Origin of the sequence: Pseudochelatococcus lubricantis (genome assembly GCF_011762225.1) — a bacterium.
GTDB lineage: Bacteria > Pseudomonadota > Alphaproteobacteria > Rhizobiales > Beijerinckiaceae > Pseudochelatococcus > Pseudochelatococcus lubricantis.
Map to the genome: position 1 here is coordinate 250,481 of NZ_JAASQI010000006.1, position 16,403 is coordinate 266,883.

The following is a 16,403-nucleotide window of genomic DNA, read 5'->3' on the forward strand; positions in this document are numbered from 1 at the left end:
TCTTTTCGTTTCTAAAGCAATTTTTGACGAAAAAACGGTTTCCGTTTTCGTTGCAATTGCTTCAGCCCTCCAGCACGACATGGCCGCCGCCGAGGTCCCTGTAGCGCGTCGGGGGCGGCGCATAGTTCAGCGGGCGCACCGGTGTTTTCCGTTCCTGTTCCTGCTCCTGCCCGCGGGCGCGGATGCGGCGGTGTGCAGGATCCGGAACGGGCACCGAATCCAGCAACTGCCGGGTGTAGCCGTGCGCCGGCCCGGCCAGCACGGCGTCCGTGGGGCCGCTTTCCACGATCCGGCCCTGATCGAGCACCGCCATGCGGTGGCTCATGCTCTCGATCACCGCCATGTCGTGGGAGATGAACAGATAGGCGATGCCGTAGTCGTGCTGCAGTTCCTTCATCAGCGCAAGTACATCCGCCTGCACCGAGACGTCGAGCGCCGAGACGGGCTCGTCCGCCACGATGACGGCGGGGTGCGAGGCGAGCGCCCGGGCGATGCAGATGCGCTGCCGCTGGCCGCCGGAAAACTGGTGCGGATAGCGGTCGATCGCGTCGGCGGGGAGGCGCACGCGCTCCAGCAGCGCGGCGGCGGCATCGCGGCGCTCCTGCGGCTTCATGCCGGTATGGATGGCGAGCGGCTCCGTCACCAGATCGGCGATCGACATGCGCGGGTTGAGGCTGGCGAACGGGTCCTGGAAAATCATCTGCAGGTGCCGGCGATAGGGATGGATCGCCTGCCGGTCGAGAGGTGCAAGATCGTGCCCGCGGAACACGATCGCTCCTTCCTGCGGCTCCACCAGTTTCAGCACGGAGCGGCCGATGGTGGACTTGCCCGATCCGGATTCGCCGACGAGGCCGAGCGTTTCGCCGGGCCGCAGAGTGAAGCTCACGTCCTCCACCGCATGCACGCGCGCCACCAGCCGGCGCAGCATGCCGGCCCGCACGGGAAAGCGCGTCACGAGGTTGCGCACATCGAGCACGGGGGCGTCGGCGGGCTGTTCCGCCGTTTCCATCTTCACCGGGACGGCGGGCGCGGTATAGCGCGGTGCGCCCGCGCCGAGGCGGGGCACGGCGGCCAGCAACTGGCGCGCGTAGGCGCTGGCGGGGGCGGCGAACAGGCGCTGCGTCGGCGCCGTCTCCACCATGCGCCCCTGCCGCATGACGACGACGTTGTCGGCGATTTCCGCCACCACGCCCATGTCGTGCGTGATGAAGATGACGGCGGTGCCCGCGCTCGTCTGCAGATCGCGGATGAGGTCGAGGATGCCGGCCTGGATGGTGACGTCGAGCGCCGTGGTCGGCTCGTCGGCGATCAGCAGCTTCGGTGCGCAGGCAAGCGCCATGGCGATCATCACCCGCTGGCGCATGCCGCCGGATATCTCGTGCGGATATTGCGTCAGCCGCCGCGCGGGCTCCGACATGCGCACGCGGTCGAGCAGCCGCTGCGCCTCGGCGAGCGCGGCGGTGCGGGACAGGCGGCGGTGCAGCATCAGGGTTTCCGCGATCTGGTCACCGAGCGTGAGTACCGGGTTGAGCGAGGTCATCGGCTCCTGGAAGATCATGGCGATCTGGTTGCCGCGAATGCGCTGCATCGCTGCCTCGGAGCAGGCGGCGAGGTCGAGGATCTCGCCGTCCTCCTTGCGGAAGAGGACGCGCCCGCTGTCAATGCGGCCGCCCTCGCGCTCGATCAGGCGCATGATGGCAAGCGACGTCACCGATTTACCTGAGCCGGATTCGCCGACGATGGCGAGCGTCTGCCCCTGCTCCACGGTGAACGAGATGCCCTGCGTCGCGCTGACCGGCGCATGGACGGGACCGAACGAAACCGACAGGCTGTCGACGGCGAGCAGCGGCGCGGAGGAGGCGGTCGTCGCGGCGCTCATGGGATCAGCGGCGCTCATGGGATCGGCGGCGCTCATGGGATCAGCCTTCCGTGCGCTGCAGGCGGCGCAGGCGCGCCTCGGGATGGTCCTCGAAGAGCGGCAGCGGCGTCATCCAGCGGTGCGCCGTGCGTCCCGCGGGCAGCGAGGCGGACAGGGCGTCGCGGCCGTAGACGCGCCAGTCGATGGTGTCGGACAGTTCGAGCAGCGCCCAGCTCGCCGCCGGCTCGGGATGGGTGGTGAAGGTTTCCGTCAGCGATTGCAGGGTGAAATGCGGCTGGCCGTTCACCACGGTGAGCGTATTCCAGTGGACGTGCCCGGCAAAGCAGGCGACCGGCACGCGCGCGCCCGCGAGCACCGCCCGCGCCCGCTCCGCGCCGCCCGGATAGGTGGCGCTGTCCGGGTTGCGTTCGAAATAGTAGTTACCCTCCTGCGCATGGCCGGAGACGGGCACGTGGGAGAAGACGGCGAGCGGCCTGTCGGCCTGTGCCACGACGCCGGCGAGCCACAACAGATCGCTTTCGGGCAGCACGAAGCCGCCGGGGCGGTGGATGCGCGAATCCGCGCGCCAGAGCACGAGCGACCACGCGCCCATATCCACGACCGTGTTGTCGAGCGTCTGTCCCAGAATCTCGGCGTTGTCCGTGACGGTGAGATGGTCGCGGTCGTGGTTGCCGCACAGGTGGAAGCACGGCGGCGCAACGGCGCGGAAGATTTCCGCCACCTCGGTTTCGAGCCGCAGGTCGGTGTCGCGGTCGCGGTCGGAAATGCGGTCGCCCATGTCGATGACGGCATCCGGCTTCGTATCGGCGACGAAGCGGGTGAATTCGGTCAGCAGCCCCAGCGCGCTGGAACCCTTCTTGGTGAAATGGTCGTCGCCGTGGTGGATGTCGGTGACGATGGCGAGGCGCAGGCTGCTGCTCATGGTGCAAATCCGGTTCGGGGCCGCGGGATGCCGGGGCCGCTGCGGCCCCGGCGTGTTTTCAGGCCGTCAGTCGATGCCGATCGCGCCGTTGCGGAAGTCGAGCACGTAGGCGATATGGCCCGGCAGCGGGCGCCAGTTCACGTTCTTGCGCATCGCCCACGATTCATAGGGCTGGTAGAGAACGAGGAAGGGCGGGTCCTGGCGGGTGCGCTCCATCAGCGCGGCGTAGGCGGCCTTGCGGTCCTCCACCTTTTCCGAGAAACGGAACTTGTCGAAGGTCTCGGCGAAGGCGGCGTCGGTCTTGATGCGCCCCTCGCTCTCGGCCGGGCCGCCGGGCGCCCACATCACGCCGAAGCCGCCGAAGGGATCGGCGAAGTACATCGGGTTCGACCAGTTGCGCACGTTCATCGTGGGGTCGCCGCCGGTCCACTTGTCGTCGACGTTGATGCGCGTCTTCACGCCGATGCCGTTCCACATTTCGGAGACGGCCTGCATGGCGAGGAAGCCGTTGGTGTAGTAGGTGGCCGAGGTGTCGAGACGGATTTCCTCGCCATTGTAGCCCGATTCCGCCAGCAGCTTCTTCGCTTCGTCCACGTCGTATTTGAAGATGACGGGTTCGGGCATGTAGAGTTCGCCGAACTGCGGGAAGGTGTGGCTCGTCGGCACCACGCCCTTGCCGAGCCAAAGCGCCTCGTTGAGCGTCTCGCGGTCCACGGCGAGGTTGAGCGCCTGCCGGAACTTCGGGTTCTTCATCAGCTCATGCTGGGTGTTGTAGATGATGAGGTGGAACAGCGGCGTCACCGCGCCCTCGACCTTGAGGTTCTGGTCGGACTCGATGGTGGCGATCTGGTCCGGCGGGATGTTGGTGATGAAGTCCACGGCGCCGCTCTTGAGGGCGGTGATGCGGCTCGCCATCTCCGGGATGCGGATCATGGAGACTTTTTCCAGCGGGGCCTTCTTGTCCCAGTAGCTGTCGAAGCGCTCCCACGTCAGCCTTTCGCCGGGTACGTACTCGCTGATGCGGTAGGGGCCGGTGCCGACGGGGGCGAGCGAGAAGGCCTCGAAATCGCTGTCCTCGGCTACGTTCGGGTCGCCGGTCAGCGCCTTGGTGTACTTGGCGGGAATGATCATGAGCTGCTGCGTGTTGAGCAGCGTCTCCCACAGCGGCTCCGGCCGATGCGTCTGGATGCGCACCGTGAAGTCGTCGACTTTCTCGGCGCCCTTGAAGTTGCCGAAACGGTCGCGCGAGCGCACGGCGTAAGGCGCGAAGGTCGGCTGGAACAGGCGATTCAGCGAGAACACGACGTCGTCCGCGGTGAGCGGATCGCCGTTATGGAACGTCACGCCCTGCCGGAGCTTCAGCTCCATCGTGGTGGGGTCGATGCGCTTCCATTCGGTCGCGAGGCCGGGGCGGAAATCGGCGTCCGCCTTTGCCGCGTCGCGGTCGATGAGCACATCGAAGGTGTTGACGTAGAACTGCTGGCCGACGTTGGAATGGTCGCGGCCGGGATCGAGAAAGGGCGGCATGTTCTGCGAGCCGACCTTCAGCTCCTGCGCAAGCGCAGGGGCGGAGAGCGCGGCCATCAGCGCCGTGGCGGCGAAGACCTTGAACTTCATGACGAATCTCCCGAAAAACGGTTAGCGTGGGCAAGGAGGTGACGACGGCCCGGACAGGGCCGCCGCCGCGGCGGGCGCACCGGCGTCGCGGACGCAGCCGCGGGCGCCGGCCGCCCGGCCGGTTGTCGTTTCGCGCCGCCCGTTCACCGGCCGCGCAGGCGCACGTCCATCCGGTCGCGCAGCCGGTCCCCCAGCATCTGGACGACGAAGGTGGTGAGCAGCATGAAGACGGCGGGCGCGATCACGATCCACGGCGCGGAGGGCATGAAGTCGCGCCCGATGCCGACCATGGAGCCGAGCGTCGCCGTGGGCGGGCGCAGGCCGAGCCCGAGGAACGACAGGCTCGATTCCAGCAGCACGATGTTCGAGAAGTTCAGCGTGAACATCACCACGATGGGCGAGACGACATTGGGCAGGACGTGGCGGAAGGCGATGCGCGCCGGGGAGGCGCCCGCCGCCCGCGCGGCCTCGATGAAGGGCATCTCGCGCAGCTTCAGCACTTCCCCGCGGATGATGCGGGCGTATTGCTCCCAGTAGGCGACGCCGAGCACCGCGATCAATACCTGCCAGTGGCTGCCGAATACCGCGACCGCCAGCAGTGCCACCAGCGTGAACGGCACCGCGATCTGGATGTCCACGAGCGACATGATCAGGCCGTCCGCCCTCCCGCGCAGCATGCCGGCGAACAGGCCGAGCGTACCGCCGATCAGCATGCCGATCATCGAGCCGCTGAGCGCGATCGCCAGTGTCATCCTGAGGCCGTAGAGGCTGCGCGAGAGGATATCGCGGCCGAGTTCGTCCGTGCCCAGCAGATAGCCCGGCCGCGCGCCCTCGAAGCCGATCGGCGGGCGCAGACGCATCAGCAGTTTCTGCGCGTTCGGGTCGAACGGCGCGACGACGGGCGCCAGCAGCGCCGCGAGCACCAGCAGCATGCCCAGTGCGAGCGTGACGCGCATCATCCAGCCGGCCTCGCGCCAGAGGCCCGCAGCCTGGCGGCCGAGGCGCACCGCAAGATGCGGTCTCGCACGGGGGGTAGCCGTCCGTTCCGTCGCGTTGCGGGCCGGTTCGGCCTGCGGCAGGGCAATTTCCGTCATTGTGGCCCTCCTTTGTCCCGGTTCGTCCAGTCGGCTCATGCCTTGCGGCCCACCCGCACGCGCGGGTCGGCAAGGCCATAGGCGAGATCGACAGCGAGGTTGATCAGAACGACGGCAAGCGCGACCGCCATCACCCCGAATTGCAGCACCGGGTAGTCCCGGCGCAGAGCCGCGGTGACCAGCAGGTCGCCGACGCCCCGCCATGAAAAGATCGTCTCGATCACCACATTGCCCGCCGCCATCAGGCCGGCTATCTGCAGCCCCAGCACGGAGAGAATGGTGATGTTGGCGTTGCGCAGCGCGTGCTTGAGGATGACGCGCGGCTCCGGCAGGCCCTTGGCGCGCGCGGTGCGCAGGTAGTCCTGCCCCAGCACGTCGAGCATGGCGTTGCGCGTGAAGCGCGTCAGCCCCGCGATGTAGAAGGCAGACAGCGCGGCGACCGGCATCACGTAGTGCCAGGGCGTGGCGTTGCCGGTGCTGGGCAGCCAGCCGAGCCAGAATGAGAAGACCAGCAGCAGGCCGATCGCCAGCACGAAATTGGGAATGGCATAGCCGAGGAAGGCGAAGGCCATCACCGCCTGCCCCAGCGGGCCGTCGCGCCAGATGGCGGCGGCAATGCCGCCCGGAATGGCGATGAGCAGCGTGAGCAGGATGGCGGCGCCCGCGAGCGACAGCGACGGCCACAGCCTGTCGGCGAAGATCACCGTCACCGGGCGGCGCTCCACGATGGACAGGCCGAAATCGCCCCGCAGCAAATCGCCGATATACTGGACGAACTGCTGCGTGATCGAGCCGGTGATGTCGTAGAAATCCATCAGCCGGCTGCGGTCCTCGGCGCTGAGCCCCTCGTTGCCGGTGTAATCGAGCGGATTGCCGGACAGGCGGGTCGCGACGAAGACGGCGACGAGAATCACGCCCAGCGTGACCACCGTGCGCAGCAGGCGGTTGAGTGCGAAATCCAGCACGGCCTGTTTCCTTCGCTATCAAAGTTGTATAGATGAACTACACATGTTGTGTAACAGACACGTTGCCGAACGATGATGATTCCATGACGGAACGGGCGCGGCGGCTGGTCTCGCCACGGTTGCGGAATCGGCGGCTGCATTGATAACAGATGACTGCGGAGGAGACGCGCATGGAGGCGACGCGGCACATGGAGGCGACGTACAAGCTGGTCCGGAACGGGCGCGACGTACCGGTCTGGCGGCAGATCGAGACCGATATCGAGGTCGATATCCAGATGGGCGTCTTCGGCCCCGGCGACAGGTTGCCGAGCGAGCATGAACTCGCGGCGAAATTCGGCGTGAACCGGCATACGGTGCGTCAGGCCCTTGCCGGGCTCGCGGAAAAGGGCCTCGTGCATGCGCAGCGGGGCAGGGGCGTCTTCGTCGCCGACGAGCCGGTCGACTACACGCTCGACCGCAACGCGAAATGGAGCGAGGTGGAAAAGCGTTTCGACGGCGGCGGCGGGGAGGCGGTGCTGCACGACTGCCGCGAGTTGCCCGCCACGCGGCAGGTGGCGCGCGCCCTGCGCATCGCCCCCGGCACGCCGCTCATCGCCACGGAGACACTGCGCCGGGCCGGGCCGGGCATCGGCACCTACGGCTATCACCTGTTTCCGAAAGTGCGCTTCGACGGCATCGATCGGGAATTCGTGCGCCACGCCAGCTTCACGAAGGCGATCGCGGCCTGCGGCGTGGCGGAGTTCTTCCGCCGCTCGACATGGATAAGCTGCCGCATGCCGCGCCCGCGTGAGGCGGAGGCGCTGGCGATCCCGGCCACGATCCCGGTGATCGTGATGACCTATGTGGACACCGATGCCGAGGATGCGCCCATTCTTTACGGCCACGGCGTCTTTCCGCGCCACCTCATCCGCATTCGCATCGATACCTGACGGCGCGGCCGGGAAACGGCGGCCGTTTCCCGGTTCGCTGTGCTACACGTCCCCGATCTCGCGCAGGATGGCGTCGTGCAGGCGGCCGTTGGAGAATACGCGCTCCCGGTCGCTGTCCGTGGCCGGCGCGCCCGACAGCGTCGTCACCATGCCGCCCGCCGCCCGCACCAGCGCCATGCCGGCGGCGTGGGAGACGACGTCCGTCCGCAGGCCGACGAAGGCATCCACCTGTCCGGCTGCGACCAGCGACAGCTCGAATGCGCCGGAGACGATGACGCGGATGCCGCGGACACGATTCGCGAGCCGCCGGATGATCTCCGTCGTCCGTGCCACGGTTGCGGCTTCATAGCTCGACGTCAGGGAAACGCACACGATGGCGTCCGCGAGCGTGCCGACGTCGGACACGCGCGCCGGGCGTCCGTTCACCGTCGCCATTCCCCCCTTCAGGAACGCCGCCGCGAGCGGGACCGCCGGCGACTGCACGATGCCGAGCACGGTTTCGCCCCCCTCCTGCGCGGCGACCGTCACCGAATACAGGGGCAGGCCGTTGGCATAGTTGACGGTTCCGTCGAGCGGATCGACGATCCAGCGGAGTGGCGCCGTGCCGGGACGGCCGTTGCCGGGCGTTTCGCCGGTTTCCTCGGCGAGGATGTCCGCCTCCGGCGTCAGCTTGCGCAAGCCGTCGATCAGGAGTTCCTCGGCGGCGATATCCGCGTCCGTCACGATGTCGCGCAGTTCCTTGTGCGAGACGCTGCGCGAGCGCGCCTGCATGGCGACGAGAAGCTGAGCTGCCCGGTCGACGATGCCGGAGGCGCCTGTGAAAAGATGCTGGAGATGATCCTGCGGACAGATATCGTTGTGTGACATCGGTAGGCCTTGCATTGCGCGATTCAGATGATGGCGTTCGGGAAGAAGCGGTCGAAGAAGGGCACGCACGCCGCCCCGATCGCGCCGCTCGACGGACCGAGCGTGGAGGGAACGACGGGTGCGACCCGGAGCCCGCGCGACGGCCCGGCGAGCGTCTCCCACGCGATCCGCCCCGTCAACTCCTGAGTCAGCCAGCGCGGCAGGCGCCCGCCGATGACGATGATGCTCGGATCGTAGAAGCCCGTCGCGATGCGCACGGCCTCCGCGAGCTGACCCGCTGCGCGGTCGAGCCACCGCTCCACGGTATCGCGCCCGTTCCCGGGCACGGATTCGAGGTCGGCGACGTCGGTCAGATGGATGTCGACAGCCGCCAGGGTCTCGATGAGATCGGTGCCGGTGGGGCGCGGCTTGCCATAGGGAAACAGCACGCCGGTCACACCCGAATTGCCGTAGGCACCCCTGTAGAGACGCCCGTCGAGCACGATGCCGGCATTGAAGCCGTGCCCGAGGTGGTACTTGAAGAGCATGCGGTGCCGGTGGCCGTTGGCGAAGTAATACTCGCCGAGCGCCGCACAGGCGCCGTCGTTCTCGATGACGGCCGGCATGCCGCAGACGCTGCCGAAGACGTCGGCGATGTTGATGTCGCCGTATTCGAGGAACAGGCTGTGCGCGAACACGGACTCCTTGTCCGGCGCGAAGTTGCCCGGCACCGAGACGCCGACGCCGACGATGGCGTCCAGGTCGATCCCGTGCTGCCAGATCATGTGCGAGAGAATACCGTTCGCCTTTTCGGCGGCCACCGTGGGCGACGATTGCTCGATCCGCTCGCGCGTCATGGATACGACGGTCCCCGCGAGATCGATGATGGCGACGTCGACGACGTTCAGCGCGAAGTTGATGCCCGCCGAAAAGATCTGCCCCGCCGCTATGGTGAGCGTGCGCACAGGCTGCCCGAGCTTGCCCTCCCGCTCCGCGCTCTCGCTCACGATCCCCATCGCGACGAGGCGCGAGGCGATGCGGGAGATGCTCGCCTCCGTCATGTCCAGCCTCCTGGCGACATCCTTGCGCGACAGCGCCTTTTCCATGAACAGCAACTGCAGGAACCTGCGGTCGCTGTAGGACAACAGCGTCTGGACATCGGCCATGGCTTCTCCTCCTCGCCCAGCCATTTACGACACCCAGATTAAATTGCAAGATGTAATTTAATCGTCATCGACAGGTGCTAGGCATCTGTACGCTTTGGGGTTGGTGCGGCTTCCGGTGTCCGGTCGCGGCGCCTGGCGGCTGAATGACGAGGAGGCCACAATGACTGATACTGGTGTTCGTGAAGAAGGCGTCATCTATAGTGGCGCCTTCAATTTTGCGTTTGTCCGTTATGATCAGAACACGGTCGACGCCGGATATATCTCCGCGCAGCAGACGGCCGACGGCAGCGACGGCAACAACGTGACCATTGCGCTCAAGCGGAATACGTACTGGTTCGCGCTGGATCATGGCCGGATCGATAATTCGAACCGCGGCGACTACCACATCCGCGCGGGATCGGCGACGAACGACGCCATCAACGGCATTTTCGTCGCCTCGATCGCGTCGAACGGTGTCGACTGGGGCTTCGGGGACGGCGTCCAGTATGGCGCGGCGTCCATCGGCTACCGCTCCGACAACTCGCTGTTCGTGTCGGTGAATGAAGCGCCGACGGGCAACGAGTTCAACAGCGACATCTCCGCCGCCTATTTCGACTTCTCCCGCTTCACGGGCGCGTGGGTCCGCAACGGCGGCAACACCGTCGTTTCATCGGCCGGCTTCGCGGACAAGGCCGAGGTGTCGCGCAACAGCGACTACACCTACACGGTGACGCTCGACGGCGTGAACAGCCTGACGGACGGCATCCTGCTCGTGACCGGCGGCGCCAACAAGGGCGTCTACACGGCCGCGCGGCCGAAGGAAGACGGCAGCGGCTGGGTCATCGGCACGCATAACAACACCCACAACGGCTATGTCTACGACAACGAGGACTTCGGCTTCACCTACATTCCGACGGGCCACAAGGACGTCACCTTCGGGCGCGTGCTGAGCGACGGATCGTCGTCCGTCTCCAACGGCAATTACAACATCGTCAAGCTCGGCACCGGCGAGTACAAGCTCACCATCAACGGCCTGACGCCGAAGGACGGCGCTCTGGTGCTGAGCCCCGAGGGCCTCGACGGCGCCAACATAGACAATATCGTGTCGTATCAGGAGGTCGAGGACGGCTGGATCATCCAGACGCGCGACATTCCCTCCATGCAGCTTGAGGACGCGGGCGAGACGGTGCATCCGGACCGCTTCGCGGACCTGATCGGCGACGTGAACCCGGACTATGTGAACGCGCCCATCGACCGGATCATCGACTCCTATCAGGACGCCAAGGACGGCAACACGCTGATCGCGGCGCACCGGGCGGGCTATTACGAGGACGGGGCGCGCATCCTGCCCGAGAACTCCCTCAAGGCGATCGAGCACGCGATCAGCCTCGGTGTCGACATCATCGAGACCGACATCCAGCGGACCGCCGACGGGCACTATGTCCTGATGCACGACGGCAGCGTCAACCGCACGACGACCGGAACGGGCAATGTCAGCAGCCTGACGCTGGAACAGATCAAGTCGCTCAATCTCGTCATCGAGGGCACCCGCGAGGTCACGGACCAGAAGGTTCTGACCATCGAGGAACTGTTCGCGGCGATCGATGACAAGGTGATGGTCAACCTCGACAAGGTCTCCGTGGCGAACATTCCCGCCATCGCGAGGCTCGGCGAGGCGGCCGGCGTCGCTGACCAGCTTCTGTTCAAGGCCGCGATCACCAACGATGCGTCCCTGGCCGCCGTGAAAGCGGCGCTCGATGCGTCGCCTGCCGGAATCCACTTCATGCCGATCATGTATCCGGGCGTGTCGGCGGCATTCGTCGAAAAGGTGTTCTCGACGATCCCCGTCGACGCGGTCGAGATCAATGTCTATGCATCGGGCCCCGGGCAGGTCGAGGACCCCGGCTACTTCTTCATGCCCGAAATCAAGGCGCTTTTCGAGCAATATGACGTTCGCTACTTCATGAATACGCTTTTCCAGGGCTCCGGCAATTCGAGCGGCTCGATGAGCGGCAACCGCGGGGACTTCCTCGGCCTGGAGCGTCCCGATCTCGTCTATGGCTTCTGGGCGGATCAGGGCGTGTCGATCATCCAGACCGACGAGCCGCGGATCGCGATCAATTATCTGAACGAGAACGGTTATCGCCTGCCTCTCGCGGTGCTTGGCTATGACCTCGCGGACAACGAATTCGGCGGTCAGGACATCTTCCTGCACGACGCTGATGCGCTGGTTGCCGACCTCGGCACGGACGCCATCGACCGCGTGTTCTACGACGGCGAGAAGGCCACTGTCGTCCTGCCCGACAACATCGAGCAGGGCACCCTCCTCGACGCCGCGAAGGACAGCAACCTCTTCGGCGGCGCGGGCGACAACACGCTCACCGGCAATGCCTTCGACAACGTCATCCGGGGTGGCGCCGGCCGCGACGTCATGACCGGCGGCAAGGGCGCCGACACCTTCCTGTTCGATGCCGCCGACCAGTCCGGCTCGCGCCAGATCGACCTCGTCACCGACTTCAACATCGGCGAAGGCGACAAGCTGGCGTTCGACGGCCTTGGCGTGCACCAGCAGGCGAGCGGCCGCGGCACCTCGCAGGCGTTCACCAACGGCGTGCTGACCAACACGATCTCGAACATGCTGAGTTCGCTGACCAACGACGTGGCGCTGGCGACGACTTACGTGGCGAGCGTGATGGGCCAGAACAGCGTGGCGGCGTTCCGCTTCGACGATAACTGGTATGTCGTTCAGACGGGCGACCGCACGGGCAACATCAACGGGCTGAGCAACGCGCTGACGATGCTGAACCCCACGGGCCTGCGCACGGTGAACAACATGGCGGAAGGCAACCTGTCGATCGAGAACGTGGTCGAACTCGACCTGGTGGGCACGACCGCGATCCGCGACCTCGGCCAGATCGTCGGCTACGACCTCGTGGGCTGACGGCAGACGCCTGATCCAGCGACAAGATATCGGCGGGGCACGCAAGTGCCCCGCCTTTCTGTTCCGTGCGTCGAGACGCATCCGGCAGGCGCGGTGGGGGATTTCGGCAGCTTGATCGCATGTCTGCGACGTCAGGTACCGCCGTTTCAGCCCGTGACGGCGTGCACGTCCCGCCGACGCAGCGTGAGGACCACGTCGGCGCCTGGCGAAAACTGCGTGGAATCGTAGTGGTTGGGCGTTTCCACCTTCAGCCGCAGGCCCGCCGCCGTCACCGTATAGCGGATGGAGGGGCCGGACAGGCTGGCATCGGCCACGACGCCCGGCAGGCGGATGGCCTCGCCCGCTTCGTCGCCAGCCGGCGCGGCGGCCGTGCCGTTCGCGCCTTCCAGCCGCCAGTCCTGCGGCTGGATGACGACCGTGTCGGCGGAGCGGATGCCGGTCAGCCGCTCCAGCTCCTCCGGCGCCAGCAAGTTGCCGTCGCCGATGAAGCCGGCCACGAACAGGCTGTGCGGGCGGTGATAGATGTCGCGCGGATTGCCGGTCTGGGCGATGCCGCCGGCGTTCATCACGGAAATGCGGTCGCCGAGCGTCAGCGCCTCGTCCTGGTCGTGCGTGACCAGAATGCTGGTGAGGCCGGTGTCGCGCTGGATGCGCTTCAGCTCGTCGCGCAGGCGCTTCCTGATCTGCGCATCCAGCGCCGACAGCGGCTCGTCGAGCAGCAGCAGGGAGGGCTCCAGAACGAGCGCGCGTGCGAGTGCCACGCGCTGGCGCTGCCCGCCGGACAGCTGGTGCGGCCGCACGTCGGCACGCGGCCCGAGCGCCACCATGTCCAGCGTCGCCTCGACCTTCCGCGCGATCTCGGCCCGCGAGAGCTTTTTCTGCTCAAGGCCGAAAGCGAGGTTCTGGCGCACGGTCATGTTGGGAAACAGCGCATAGTGCTGGAACACCATGGCGATGCCGCGGTCCTTGGGCGGCAGGTTATCGATGCGCCGCCCGGCGAGGCGAATTTCGCCCGCCGATGGCGCCGCCAGCCCCGCGATGGCACGCAGCAGGGTCGTCTTGCCACAGCCGGAAGGGCCGAGCAGCACGTGCATCTCGCCCTGTCCGATCTCAAGGTTGATCCCGTCGAGGATGGTCGCGGCGCCATAGGTCGCGCTGACTTTGGCGATGGTCAGATAGCTCATCGGCTTGCGCGCTCCTCCGTTCGGGCGAGTCCCAGCGATGCCAGGGTCATGACAAGCAGCAGGACGAAATAGATCAGCACGATCACGCTGGTGATGCGGCCGCTGAGGTTGCGCTGGGCGTACATGTACATCTGCAGCGTCTCGAAATTGCCGCCCACCAGCATCTTCGCATAGACGAACTCGCTGAACAGGATGGCGAAGTTCAGCACGGCGGCGACCATGATGCCGGGCACGATCGACGGCAGGATCACCCGGCGCAGCAGCACGGCGTCGCTCGCGCCCACAAGCCGCCCGGCATCGAGCAGATCCACGATCGCAAGGCCGCGCAGGCTGTTCTTGATCGCAATGTAGAACATCGGGAAGCAGACCGGCACATAAACGAGCACAAGCACCAGCGGCGAGCCGTTGATCTGCAGCGGCGGGTGGGAGAAGACGCGCAGGTAGCCCACCACCAGCACGATCGCCGGCACCGCATAGGGCAGGATCACGAGCCGCGCCAGCCAGCGGTCAAGCGCTGGCCAGTAGATATGCGCGCACACGATCGCCGGCACGATGAGCACCGTCGCCAGTGCCAGCGCCACCGCCGCCACCGCCAGCGAGCGGACCATGGCGGCGGTGAAGCGCGGGTCGGCGATCACGGTGAGGAAATAGTCGGCCGTCAGCGCGGACGGCAGCAGCGTGTCCGACCAGTCCGCGGCGAAGGCGTTGATGGCGGTGGCGGCGATGGGCAGCGCCATCAGCGTCGCCATGGCGATCAGAAACGTCCGCGACAGCAGTCCGTTCGACGGGATCATGGCCGCCTCTCCCGCGCGAGGAACTGGCTGGCGACGATGGGGACGAGCAGCACCACGAGCAGCACCAGCGCGATGGCGTTGGCCAGATTGGGATCGGAGAAGATGTCACCCGACACGAGATCGCTGATGGCGATGGTCACCACGTTGACGCTGGTGCCTGTCAGCGCGTAGGTCGTGGCGAACGTGCCCATCGCGTTGGCGAACAGCAGGATGGCGATCGCGACGATCTGGCGTGCGACGATGGGCAGGCCGACGCGCAGCCAGAAGCGGGCTGACGACACACCCATCAGGGCCGCCGCTTCCTCGATCTCCGCCGGCACGGCATCGAACGCGGGCGTGAGCAGCAGCGTGGCGAGGGCGATCTGGAAGTAGCAATAGGCGATCACCAGCCCGGCGAGGGAATAGACGTTGAAGCCGCCCGGCAGGCCGAGCTTGCCGACGAGGATGGTGAAAAACCCGTTCATGCCGAACAGGATGATGATCGCCATGGCGAGCGGCACGCCGGCGAAGTTGGCTCCCATGCTGCCGAAGGCGAGCGCGAACCGCCGCACGCCGCCGCCCCGCGCGCGCAGGGCGATGGCGAGCAGGATGCCGAGGGCGATGCCGATGCCCGTCGTCAGCACGGAAATCCAGAGGCTCGTGACGAAGGACTGCCGGTAATAGGTGCTTTCCAGCACCGTGCGGTAGTTGGCGAGGGAAATTTCCCCCTGCGCATCGAAGCTGTCGATGACGATGCTGGTCAGCGGCCAGACGACGAGCACCGCGAACACGACCAGCAGGGGCAGCGCGAGGAGGCGCATGCGCAGTGTATTGGCGTCGGTCATGGCGCTGAAGGCCTGCCGCTGCCGCGCCGGATGCGCACGAGCGCCCCGGCATGGCCGGGACGCTCGCACCTGTTGGCTTCACAGGAACCGCCGGGAACGGCGGGGGTCGCCGGATGCATCATCCGCGCCTTTGCGACTGAAGGGCCGTCCGCTCAGAGCTTGGGAGCGACCTGATCGCGCCACTTGGCGGCGATGGTCGGCGCGGACTTCGTCCATGCCTCGCTGTCGATGGGCTTGGCCTTCGCGTACTGCTCGGACGGCAGCAGGCGCGCCTTCGTCTCTTCCGGCAGCGTGATGTGATCGACGCGGATGGGACGGGCGTAGCCGTTGGCGAGGTTGACCTGGCCGGCGTCGCTCAGGATGTATTCGCGCGTCAGCTTGGCGGCGTTGGGGTTCTTGGCGTGCTTGTTGATGATCGTCGCGTAGCCGCTGGTGATCGAACCGTCGGAGGGGATCAGGACCGTGAACTTGTCGCGGCCGACAACGTCGCGGTAGTTCAGCGCGTTGAAGTCCCACAGGGCGGCGACCTGAATCTCGCCCTTCTCCAGGCTCGCCGGGTTGGCGGCGTTGGCGACGAGGCGCTTCTGTTCGGCGAGCTTGGCGAAGAGGTCGATGCCCGGCTGCAGGTTGTTCTCATCACCGCCCTGCGCCACGGCGGCGGCGAGCACGGCGGCGTTGTCCTGCGCGGCGGAACCCACCTGCGCGATGGAGAACTTGTAGTCGCCCTTAAGCAGGTCGGCCCACGACTTCGGCGGGTTCTTCACCTCGTTCGAGACGATGAACGCGATGGTGCCGGTGTAGGCGATGACCCAGTTGCCTTCGGCATCCTTCGCCCAGCCGGGGATCTGCTCCCACGTCGTGGGCTTGTAGGGCTGCGTCACGCCGCGCTTCACCGCGATGGGGCCGAATTCGAGGCCGACGTCGCCGATGTCCGCCGTGGCGTTGGCGCCCTCGTTGGCGAACTTGGCGATTTCCTCGCCGCTGCTCATGTCGGTGTCGGCGTGCTTGAGGCCGTACTTCTCCGTGAGCTGCGCCCAGGTGTCCTTCCAGTTCGCCCAGCCGTCCGGCATGCCGACGCTGTAGACCGCGCCTTCCTTGCGGGCGCCGGCTTCAAGCGTGGCGAGGTCCTGGGCCCGGGCGGGCGCGGCAACGAGCGCCGCAAGAGCGGCGACGGCAAACAGTGAAGCAGTGAATTTGCGCATGGCGCCTCTCCAGAGAGAAAAATGTCCGCGTTTGTCTGCCACCGCGCAATGACGCCGGTGT

The 16,403-nt window shown here is 66.6% G+C and carries 13 protein-coding genes; 2 read left to right on the forward strand and 11 right to left on the reverse strand.

Features of this window, described 5'->3' with window-relative positions; translation table 11 throughout:
* Positions 1–61: 61 nt before the first annotated feature.
* The 5 genes from FHS82_RS13860 to FHS82_RS13880 form a co-directional block, all read right to left on the reverse strand.
* Positions 62–1,915, reverse strand: a complete 1,854-nt coding sequence (locus FHS82_RS13860) for an ABC transporter ATP-binding protein (protein WP_246225344.1) — start codon at positions 1,913–1,915, stop codon at positions 62–64.
* Positions 1,916–1,919: 4 nt separating this feature from the next.
* Complete coding sequence (locus FHS82_RS13865) at positions 1,920–2,801, reverse strand: metallophosphoesterase family protein (RefSeq protein ID WP_166953800.1); 882 nt, start codon at positions 2,799–2,801, stop codon at positions 1,920–1,922.
* A gap of 66 nt (positions 2,802–2,867) precedes the next feature.
* A complete protein-coding gene (locus tag FHS82_RS13870; protein ID WP_166953802.1) occupies positions 2,868–4,418 on the reverse strand; it encodes an ABC transporter substrate-binding protein in 1,551 nt (516 codons plus the stop codon).
* A 143-nt stretch (positions 4,419–4,561) separates the two neighbouring features.
* Positions 4,562–5,512, reverse strand: a complete 951-nt coding sequence (locus FHS82_RS13875; RefSeq protein ID WP_166953804.1) for an ABC transporter permease — start codon at positions 5,510–5,512, stop codon at positions 4,562–4,564.
* Positions 5,513–5,547: 35 nt separating this feature from the next.
* Positions 5,548–6,477 carry an ABC transporter permease subunit gene (locus tag FHS82_RS13880; RefSeq protein WP_166953805.1) on the reverse strand — a complete coding sequence of 310 codons (930 nt, stop codon included), beginning with the start codon at positions 6,475–6,477 and terminating at the stop codon, positions 5,548–5,550.
* Positions 6,478–6,647: 170 nt separating this feature from the next.
* Between FHS82_RS13880 and phnF the strand changes: the two genes are divergently transcribed.
* On the forward strand, positions 6,648–7,406 hold the full coding sequence (gene phnF / locus FHS82_RS13885) for a phosphonate metabolism transcriptional regulator PhnF (protein ID WP_166953806.1): 759 nt from the start codon (positions 6,648–6,650) through the stop codon (positions 7,404–7,406).
* 42 nt (positions 7,407–7,448) lie between these two features.
* Here phnF and FHS82_RS13890 read toward each other — a convergent pair whose 3' ends face one another.
* Positions 7,449–8,273 carry an inositol monophosphatase family protein gene (locus FHS82_RS13890; RefSeq protein WP_166953807.1) on the reverse strand — a complete coding sequence of 275 codons (825 nt, stop codon included), beginning with the start codon at positions 8,271–8,273 and terminating at the stop codon, positions 7,449–7,451.
* A gap of 23 nt (positions 8,274–8,296) precedes the next feature.
* The gene (locus FHS82_RS13895) at positions 8,297–9,418 is read right to left on the reverse strand and encodes an ROK family transcriptional regulator (protein WP_166953808.1); all 1,122 of its coding nucleotides are present in this window, start codon (positions 9,416–9,418) and stop codon (positions 8,297–8,299) included.
* Positions 9,419–9,578: 160 nt separating this feature from the next.
* On the opposite strand from FHS82_RS13895, the gene FHS82_RS13900 reads away from it, so the two are divergent.
* Positions 9,579–12,338 (forward strand): glycerophosphodiester phosphodiesterase family protein, encoded by a 2,760-nt coding sequence (locus FHS82_RS13900; RefSeq protein ID WP_166953809.1) that lies wholly within the window; start codon positions 9,579–9,581, stop codon positions 12,336–12,338.
* Positions 12,339–12,484: 146 nt separating this feature from the next.
* Here FHS82_RS13900 and FHS82_RS13905 read toward each other — a convergent pair whose 3' ends face one another.
* The 4 genes from FHS82_RS13905 to FHS82_RS13920 all read right to left on the reverse strand — a co-directional run bounded on the left by FHS82_RS13905 (position 12,485) and on the right by FHS82_RS13920 (position 16,342).
* Positions 12,485–13,522: an ABC transporter ATP-binding protein gene (locus tag FHS82_RS13905; protein ID WP_166953810.1), complete on the reverse strand. Its 1,038-nt coding sequence runs from the start codon at positions 13,520–13,522 to the stop codon at positions 12,485–12,487.
* Positions 13,519–14,316 (reverse strand): ABC transporter permease, encoded by a 798-nt coding sequence (locus FHS82_RS13910; RefSeq protein ID WP_208394244.1) that lies wholly within the window; start codon positions 14,314–14,316, stop codon positions 13,519–13,521. The genes FHS82_RS13905 and FHS82_RS13910 overlap by 4 nt, the downstream gene beginning before the upstream one ends.
* Positions 14,313–15,140: an ABC transporter permease gene (locus FHS82_RS13915; RefSeq protein ID WP_166953811.1), complete on the reverse strand. Its 828-nt coding sequence runs from the start codon at positions 15,138–15,140 to the stop codon at positions 14,313–14,315. Before FHS82_RS13915 ends, FHS82_RS13910 begins: the two co-directional genes overlap by 4 nt.
* A 152-nt stretch (positions 15,141–15,292) precedes the next feature.
* Positions 15,293–16,342 carry an ABC transporter substrate-binding protein gene (locus tag FHS82_RS13920; protein ID WP_166953813.1) on the reverse strand — a complete coding sequence of 350 codons (1,050 nt, stop codon included), beginning with the start codon at positions 16,340–16,342 and terminating at the stop codon, positions 15,293–15,295.
* Positions 16,343–16,403: the final 61 nt, after the last annotated feature.

Excerpts from the sequence above, each read along its gene's own strand:
- FHS82_RS13860 (WP_246225344.1), bottom strand. The coding sequence starts at position 1,915 with ATGAGCGCCGCCGATCCCATGAGCGCCGCTGATCCCATGAGCGCCGCG.
- FHS82_RS13900 (WP_166953809.1), top strand. The coding sequence starts at position 9,579 with ATGACTGATACTGGTGTTCGTGAAGAAGGCGTCATCTATAGTGGCGCC.
- FHS82_RS13895 (WP_166953808.1), bottom strand. The coding sequence starts at position 9,418 with ATGGCCGATGTCCAGACGCTGTTGTCCTACAGCGACCGCAGGTTCCTG.
- FHS82_RS13890 (WP_166953807.1), bottom strand. The coding sequence starts at position 8,273 with ATGTCACACAACGATATCTGTCCGCAGGATCATCTCCAGCATCTTTTC.
- FHS82_RS13905 (WP_166953810.1), bottom strand. The coding sequence starts at position 13,522 with ATGAGCTATCTGACCATCGCCAAAGTCAGCGCGACCTATGGCGCCGCG.
- FHS82_RS13915 (WP_166953811.1), bottom strand. The coding sequence starts at position 15,140 with ATGACCGACGCCAATACACTGCGCATGCGCCTCCTCGCGCTGCCCCTG.
- FHS82_RS13875 (WP_166953804.1), bottom strand. The coding sequence starts at position 5,512 with ATGACGGAAATTGCCCTGCCGCAGGCCGAACCGGCCCGCAACGCGACG.
- FHS82_RS13920 (WP_166953813.1), bottom strand. The coding sequence starts at position 16,342 with ATGCGCAAATTCACTGCTTCACTGTTTGCCGTCGCCGCTCTTGCGGCG.
- FHS82_RS13910 (WP_208394244.1), bottom strand. The coding sequence starts at position 14,316 with ATGATCCCGTCGAACGGACTGCTGTCGCGGACGTTTCTGATCGCCATG.
- FHS82_RS13865 (WP_166953800.1), bottom strand. The coding sequence starts at position 2,801 with ATGAGCAGCAGCCTGCGCCTCGCCATCGTCACCGACATCCACCACGGC.
- phnF (WP_166953806.1), top strand. The coding sequence starts at position 6,648 with ATGGAGGCGACGCGGCACATGGAGGCGACGTACAAGCTGGTCCGGAAC.
- FHS82_RS13870 (WP_166953802.1), bottom strand. The coding sequence starts at position 4,418 with ATGAAGTTCAAGGTCTTCGCCGCCACGGCGCTGATGGCCGCGCTCTCC.